Origin of the sequence: Metalysinibacillus jejuensis (genome assembly GCF_003057615.1) — a bacterium.
Lineage (GTDB): Bacteria > Bacillota > Bacilli > Bacillales_A > Planococcaceae > Metalysinibacillus > Metalysinibacillus jejuensis.
This window is the reverse complement of sequence record NZ_QAFW01000081.1, coordinates 1-5,706: the sequence shown is the minus strand read 5'-3', so window position 1 is coordinate 5,706 and position 5,706 is coordinate 1. Positions and strand designations below refer to the sequence as shown.

Genomic DNA, 5,706 nt, shown 5'->3' with positions numbered 1-5,706 from the left:
TAATTGAGAAGAACACGAATTGTAAGTCAAACCTTTTCCTGTTGCCTTATAAGTATCGTTCCATTTTGCGAGGAAATGATTGAATACAAAACGAGAACAACCGATTGTTTTAGCAATCAGTATTTCTTGTTCTTTGCTTGGATAGATACGAAATTTATATGCTTTATTGACCAACATGACTTTCACCTCCCTGTGTGTTATGATATACATATTATATCATAGTTGATATTCATTTTATATTATTTTGGAGGTGAAAACATGGAAAAACAATCAGTCGTATTACGATTTCCTAAAATTCTTTTAGATAGAGTGGACGCATACAAAAAGAAAAAGGGTTTTGGAACTCGTACACAAACTATTTTTCATCTATTACAGATAGCACTCGAACAGTCGGACAATCGAGATAGCAAGTAAGCTACCCCTTCTCCGAAGGCGATTCATCTCCCACCTACTCACTGGGCTACGCCCTTCACGTTCCTTGAGGTAGGCGTATTCTCGCCTATTTTTGATAAAATTAAATGAAGCTAATGGTATGTTTCTTAGCTCATTTTATATATTGGACAACGGTGCAAAAAAAATAATAAAGCGTATAGGTACAGGCCGTATCATGCCTTTTTCTAACCTTAACTGTCAGTAAATAGTGTACATTATTACATTGTTACGTTATACTTTCATTATAGACAAACTAAAAGTAATGTGAGGTGGGAAAGGTTCCCCACGCGCTTACGCTCTTAATGAGTGTAAGTTACCAGAGATCAGGATTGCCGCCCTGCTCATTACTTTTAGGTGTACGACATCCTCTTTACCTTGCTGGGTAAGGAGGATTTTTTTCATAAAAAAACCACCCGCAGTTGGGTGGTTGGTCGTTATGATAGCCATTTGGGTGGTTGGTTTTTGGACCAATAGATTTCGCCAAGGTCGTGGTGTGTGTCGTAGTTGTCGGCAGCTACGTGGTAATGGAAATTGTAGTAGAAGCCGTCGTGTGGGCGGTTTTCCGTGCGCACGTGGAAGCGGATAACGTCGCGTGCGTCGTGCTGGATGTGAAACATTTTTTCGGCATAGCCGCCGCTTGGGTTTTCGGTAATCGTTAGGTTATCAAGGTCAGCGCAGTGCATCGCAATGGCTTCCTCAATTTTTGGGAAGATGTATGTATCAAAATCTTCGCTAATTTTTGGCGCAATGCGTGTGCCAAATTTAGTGTACGCCTGCTCGCGTGCCACTTCAGTTAAGCTCTTTTCTTCAACGACATCTTCGGCTACCTCAACAGGGGCAGCGTATGCCACTTCAGGGCTCGCCGCCTGTGCGTTACTGCCATTTGACTCACCAAAGTTATCCCAAATTTCGTGCATCGGTGTAATGACGCCCAGCGTTAAAAACGCCACGGTGATCATCACACTCTGTTTCAACCATTTTTTCATTTTCATCATCCTTTCTCTATTTTTCGAATGTTCTCTACTACCTACTACGCAAAAGTACGAGAAAAGGTTTCATCATTTGTTATTTCATTGTACAATAGAAACGTAGAAATGTACGTTTCAAAGGAGGGCATTTACCATGTCAACAGTATTCGGAATTGGTTTCCTAGCATTATTAGCATACTTAACATCATTAAACTTCACAAACTAATTGTGAGCGCGGGCGTTCTTCTTTTGAGGGATTCCCGTTTTTCTTTTACGTTAAACGATGTTACACTGTCACAAAAGGGGGTTTTTTTTATGTTATCGAAAGAAACAAGCTGCCTCGTGCTTATTGATGTGCAAGGCAAGCTAGCAGAGATGGTGCACGATAGTGATGTGCTCGTAAAAAATATCGAGCGCTTAGTACAAGCCGCCAAGATTTTTGATGTGCCTGTCGTGTGGTTAGAGCAATACCCAAAAGGCTTGGGCCCAACTGTCGCAAGCATTGCGGCGCATTTACCTAACCAAACACCTATCGAAAAAATCGAGTTTGACGCCTGCTTAAATGCTGAATTTATGGTGCGCTTAAACGAACTTGACCGCAAACAAGTCGTCGTGTGTGGCATCGAAGCCCACATCTGCGTTTTCCAAACGGCAGCACACTTAAAAGAGCTCGGCTACCACGTCGAAGCGGTTGTGGATGCGGTATCTAGTCGCACCGCTGCCAATAAAGCGATCGGGCTCGACAAAATGAAAGCCTACGGCGTACTTCCTACCTCGACGGAAAGCGTCATTTATGAACTGATGAAAAAAGCCGGCACGCCTGAGTTTAAACAAGTGTTGCCGCTTATTAAATAACACTAACAAGTGATGGCTAAGCATCGTAAAAACCTGATACGCTTATCTGGATTGCGCGTGCCAGACGTTGGCGGACAACATAAAAAACCGATACGGATTCCAGACTTCGAGCGCTGGACGTTGGCAGGCAACATAAAAACTTAGCACAAACAAGGTACCTTATCACAAAGGTAGCTTGTTTTATTTTTTACAGCCCCTTTGATTGACGAGCTTTTTCGTTTTATAGCGTGACTACATATTTTTTAGAAACAACAAAGACACCTGAAATGAGGTGTCTTTAAAGTGGTTTTATGAACTGTTTTAGCTAGATGAACATTTGTTGCATAAAGCCTTGTTTTTGTTTTTGAAGTAATTCTAAGCGCTTTTGTTGAACGTCTATAGATATATCTAATTTTTTGAAAAACATTCCAATTACAATTTGTTCCTCTAATTCTGGAATCATTATTTCGTATGGCTCAATATGTTTGTTATTGATTTGAGGAATAGTTGAAGTATCTGCAATTTTATATAATCCTGTTTTATCTAAAAAAGTATAAAGAAAATCATTATCAACTCCATTTGGTTCTAGAGACATCATATTGGTATCCATATATCCATCTTTACCTAATATACGAACTTTATTTGTCATGATAGCAGCACCACGCTTAGGAAATATAATACTTCCTTTTTTCATCTTTTTATATTTCGAATGAGATGTTACTTTCATATTAGATTCTATTTGTACACGACTTGAATAATTCAAATCATCCACTTTTATAAATAATTCTCCTGAATGATTTTCTTCAAAATTTGATGGCGACCAACCAGAATGGATAGTTACTAATTTGCCCAATTTTTCTAATTTCCAATCACCTATGAATCCATCAAATCGTATCTCTGGCTGTGTCTCACCAGCTTTAGGAAACATCTTCTGAAGAAACCCTTTTTTCTGTTCTTGCAGCAAATCAATTTTTTGTTGTTGGAGTTGGATTTTTTTATCTATTTTCTCAAATAAATTTCCGATTTTTCGTTGTTCCCATTCTTCAGGTATATTTAACTTAATTTTAAAAAATTCATTTACAGGAATATTAAGCAGACCATGATTTCTAGCACCTTCTGCTGCTATCATTGATACTTCTTTATGCCAATGATTAGTTTCAAAATAGTGTTTTAAAAATACCTCATTAATATTCATTGCCTTGAAACAAATATACAAGGTTGATAATAATCCCTGACTGTAGTTTTCTAGTTGTTTTACTGCTCCCCAAGGATAGCCATTAGAATAACTTTTGTTATAAGCAAATTCTCCTTTTTTCAACAAGTAATACCCACTTAAATCTTTCCCTGATACATTTTTATTAAAATAAGTTATTTGGTCAACTAATCCTTTATCTGCTGATATAGTCAATGGCAATTTTGATTCTAGTTGTTTATTTTTCCTTACAACTCTTTCTACAATACTATCTAATGAAACATTCGTCCATTCCCCATCAAACTCTTTAAATCTCAACTTTGGTACGTTCACACCCTACACCCCCAATTCTTTGAAGTAGGCAGCGAGTTCTTCGTCCACTTTCGCAATTTCGGCGTCAATGGCTTCGAGTTGTTTGGCCACTTCGTCAAGATCTACTGGTTCTTCTTCTTCAAAAGTATCGACGTAGCGTGGGATGTTTAAGTTATAGTCGTTTTCGCGAATTTCATCTAATGTTGCGGCGTAAGCATATTTATCAATCGTTTCGCGGCTTAAATACGTTGCGACGATTTTTTCAACATGCTCATCTGATAAATGGTTTTGGTTTTTGCCTTTTTCAAACTCGCTTGAAGCGTCAATAAAGATGACATTATCATCGTGTTTACGGCATTTTTTGAATACTAAAATACATGTTGGGATGCTAGTTCCGAAGAAAATATTAGCAGGTAACCCAATGACTGCATCTAAATAGTTTTTGTCTTCAATTAAATATTTACGAATAACGCCTTCTGCCGCTCCGCGGAATAATACCCCGTGTGGCAACACAACGGCAAACGTGCCCTTCTCATCTAAATGATGGATAAAGTGCTGCACAAACGCAAAGTCTGCCTTTGATTTTGGCGCAAGTTTCGCATAATTGCTGAAACGTTCGTCATCTTGAAATTTAGCATCCGCGCTCCACTTCGCACTATACGGTGGGTTGGCAACGATGGCTTCAAATGTTTGCCCTAGATGTTGCGGCTCTTCTAGCGTGTCTGCGTTTTTAATATCAAAGCGTTGGTACGGTACGTCGTGCAACAGCATATTCATACGCGCTAAGTTGTAAGTAGTTGATACTTTTTCTTGCCCGTAATAATTGTATACTTTTGCCTCGCGTCCTACGCGTAATAACAGCGAGCCTGAACCACATGTGCCGTCATAGACATCTCTAATTTCTTCTTTCCCTGCCGTTACTATTTTCGCTAAAATTTTAGAAACTTGTTGTGGCGTGTAAAACTCGCCTGCTTTTTTCCCTGCGTTTGCCGCAAATTGCGAAATCATATATTCATACGCATCGCCTAAAATATCAATTTCGACATCGTCTTGTAAAAACGGAATGCCGGCAATCCCAACGAGTACTTTGGCAATCAAGGTAGAGCGCGCTTTTACCGTACGCCCAAGACGTGACGAGTTTAAATCCATATCGTCAAATAAGTTCTCAAAGTCTTCCTGGCTCTCTTTCCCCATCGTTGACGCTTCGATAGCTTTGACACCTTCTTGTAAGGTTTCAATATCAAATTCGCTTTTTTCGCCGCGTTCAATTTCGGCAATAAATGTAGAAAACAAATACTCAGGTGGAATGATATAACCAAGTTCATCAATCAAATATTCTTGTAGGCTTTCGTTATACTCCGCATCCGCCCATGCTTCCGCAAAGGTCATATCATCTTCTTTAAGCAGCTTACTCGCACGTGCTTCGACCTTTTCTGATAAGTAGCGATAAAAAATTAACCCTAAAATATAATCTTTAAACTCTGATGCATCCATTTGACCGCGTAAGTCATTTGCCATATCCCATAGCTTTTTATGAAGCTCTGCTTGTTGTTGACGTTGTTTTTCACTTGTTGACATGTCCATGTCCTCCTTCATTAGTAAGGGCTGCCACCATTTTATGATGGAGCCACTCCTGTTCAAGTTGTTCTTTTTGTCTGAGTAAAGCCGCTTTACGTTTTTTTAATTGCGCCACTTTCCCTAAGATAGTTTGCGTCGCTAGTGCTGGTACATCTACTTCAATTTCTTTGACGTTGGATAATTTCAGTACCGCTGCTACGCTACCTTCTGTAAAGAGTGCGATTTGCTTTTGAATGAGAGGATGCTCATTTAGTAGCCACTCCTTGAACTACCCCCACTTAACACCTTACGGGTTGTTTGAAGTGGGGGATTCCTACGAACTCCGTTCTATCGAACAGATATTTAGTAGGCTAACCCCGTAGCCCCTACGGTTAGAAGTCTTATCGCTTC

At 39.4% G+C, this 5,706-nt stretch carries 6 protein-coding genes; 2 read left to right on the top strand and 4 right to left on the bottom strand.

The features are described from left to right. Nucleotides 1-177, bottom strand: a 177-nt coding sequence (locus DDE80_RS13595) for a helix-turn-helix domain-containing protein (protein WP_153060862.1), incomplete at its 3' end; no start/stop codon positions are given. 81 nt (nucleotides 178-258) lie between these two features. Between DDE80_RS13595 and DDE80_RS15355 the strand changes: the two genes are divergently transcribed. Next, nucleotides 259-414, top strand: a complete 156-nt coding sequence (locus DDE80_RS15355; RefSeq protein WP_201261480.1) for a hypothetical protein — start codon at nucleotides 259-261, stop codon at nucleotides 412-414. Between the two features lie 452 nt (nucleotides 415-866). Here the strand turns inward: DDE80_RS15355 and DDE80_RS13590 are convergent, their stop codons facing one another. Then, nucleotides 867-1,418 (bottom strand): YpjP family protein, encoded by a 552-nt coding sequence (locus DDE80_RS13590; protein WP_108308438.1) that lies wholly within the window; start codon nucleotides 1,416-1,418, stop codon nucleotides 867-869. A 297-nt stretch (nucleotides 1,419-1,715) separates the two neighbouring features. Here DDE80_RS13590 and DDE80_RS13585 point away from each other — a divergent pair, with 297 nt between their 5' ends. Continuing rightward, nucleotides 1,716-2,255 (top strand): hydrolase, encoded by a 540-nt coding sequence (locus DDE80_RS13585; RefSeq protein ID WP_108308436.1) that lies wholly within the window; start codon nucleotides 1,716-1,718, stop codon nucleotides 2,253-2,255. A gap of 304 nt (nucleotides 2,256-2,559) precedes the next feature. Here DDE80_RS13585 and DDE80_RS15490 read toward each other — a convergent pair whose 3' ends face one another. Continuing rightward, a complete protein-coding gene (locus tag DDE80_RS15490) occupies nucleotides 2,560-3,759 on the bottom strand; it encodes a restriction endonuclease subunit S (protein WP_108308435.1) in 1,200 nt (399 codons plus the stop codon). Nucleotides 3,760-3,762: 3 nt separating this feature from the next. Then, a complete protein-coding gene (locus DDE80_RS13575; protein ID WP_108308434.1) occupies nucleotides 3,763-5,316 on the bottom strand; it encodes a type I restriction-modification system subunit M in 1,554 nt (517 codons plus the stop codon). Between the last annotated feature and the right edge of the window lie 390 nt (nucleotides 5,317-5,706).

What these genes read in the sequence shown, in the direction of transcription:
- DDE80_RS13590 (WP_108308438.1), bottom strand. Translation starts at nt 1,418, where the DNA reads ATGAAAAAATGGTTGAAACAGAGTGTGATGATCACCGTGGCGTTTTTA.
- DDE80_RS13575 (WP_108308434.1), bottom strand. Translation starts at nt 5,316, where the DNA reads ATGTCAACAAGTGAAAAACAACGTCAACAACAAGCAGAGCTTCATAAA.
- DDE80_RS15355 (WP_201261480.1), top strand. Translation starts at nt 259, where the DNA reads ATGGAAAAACAATCAGTCGTATTACGATTTCCTAAAATTCTTTTAGAT.
- DDE80_RS13585 (WP_108308436.1), top strand. Translation starts at nt 1,716, where the DNA reads ATGTTATCGAAAGAAACAAGCTGCCTCGTGCTTATTGATGTGCAAGGC.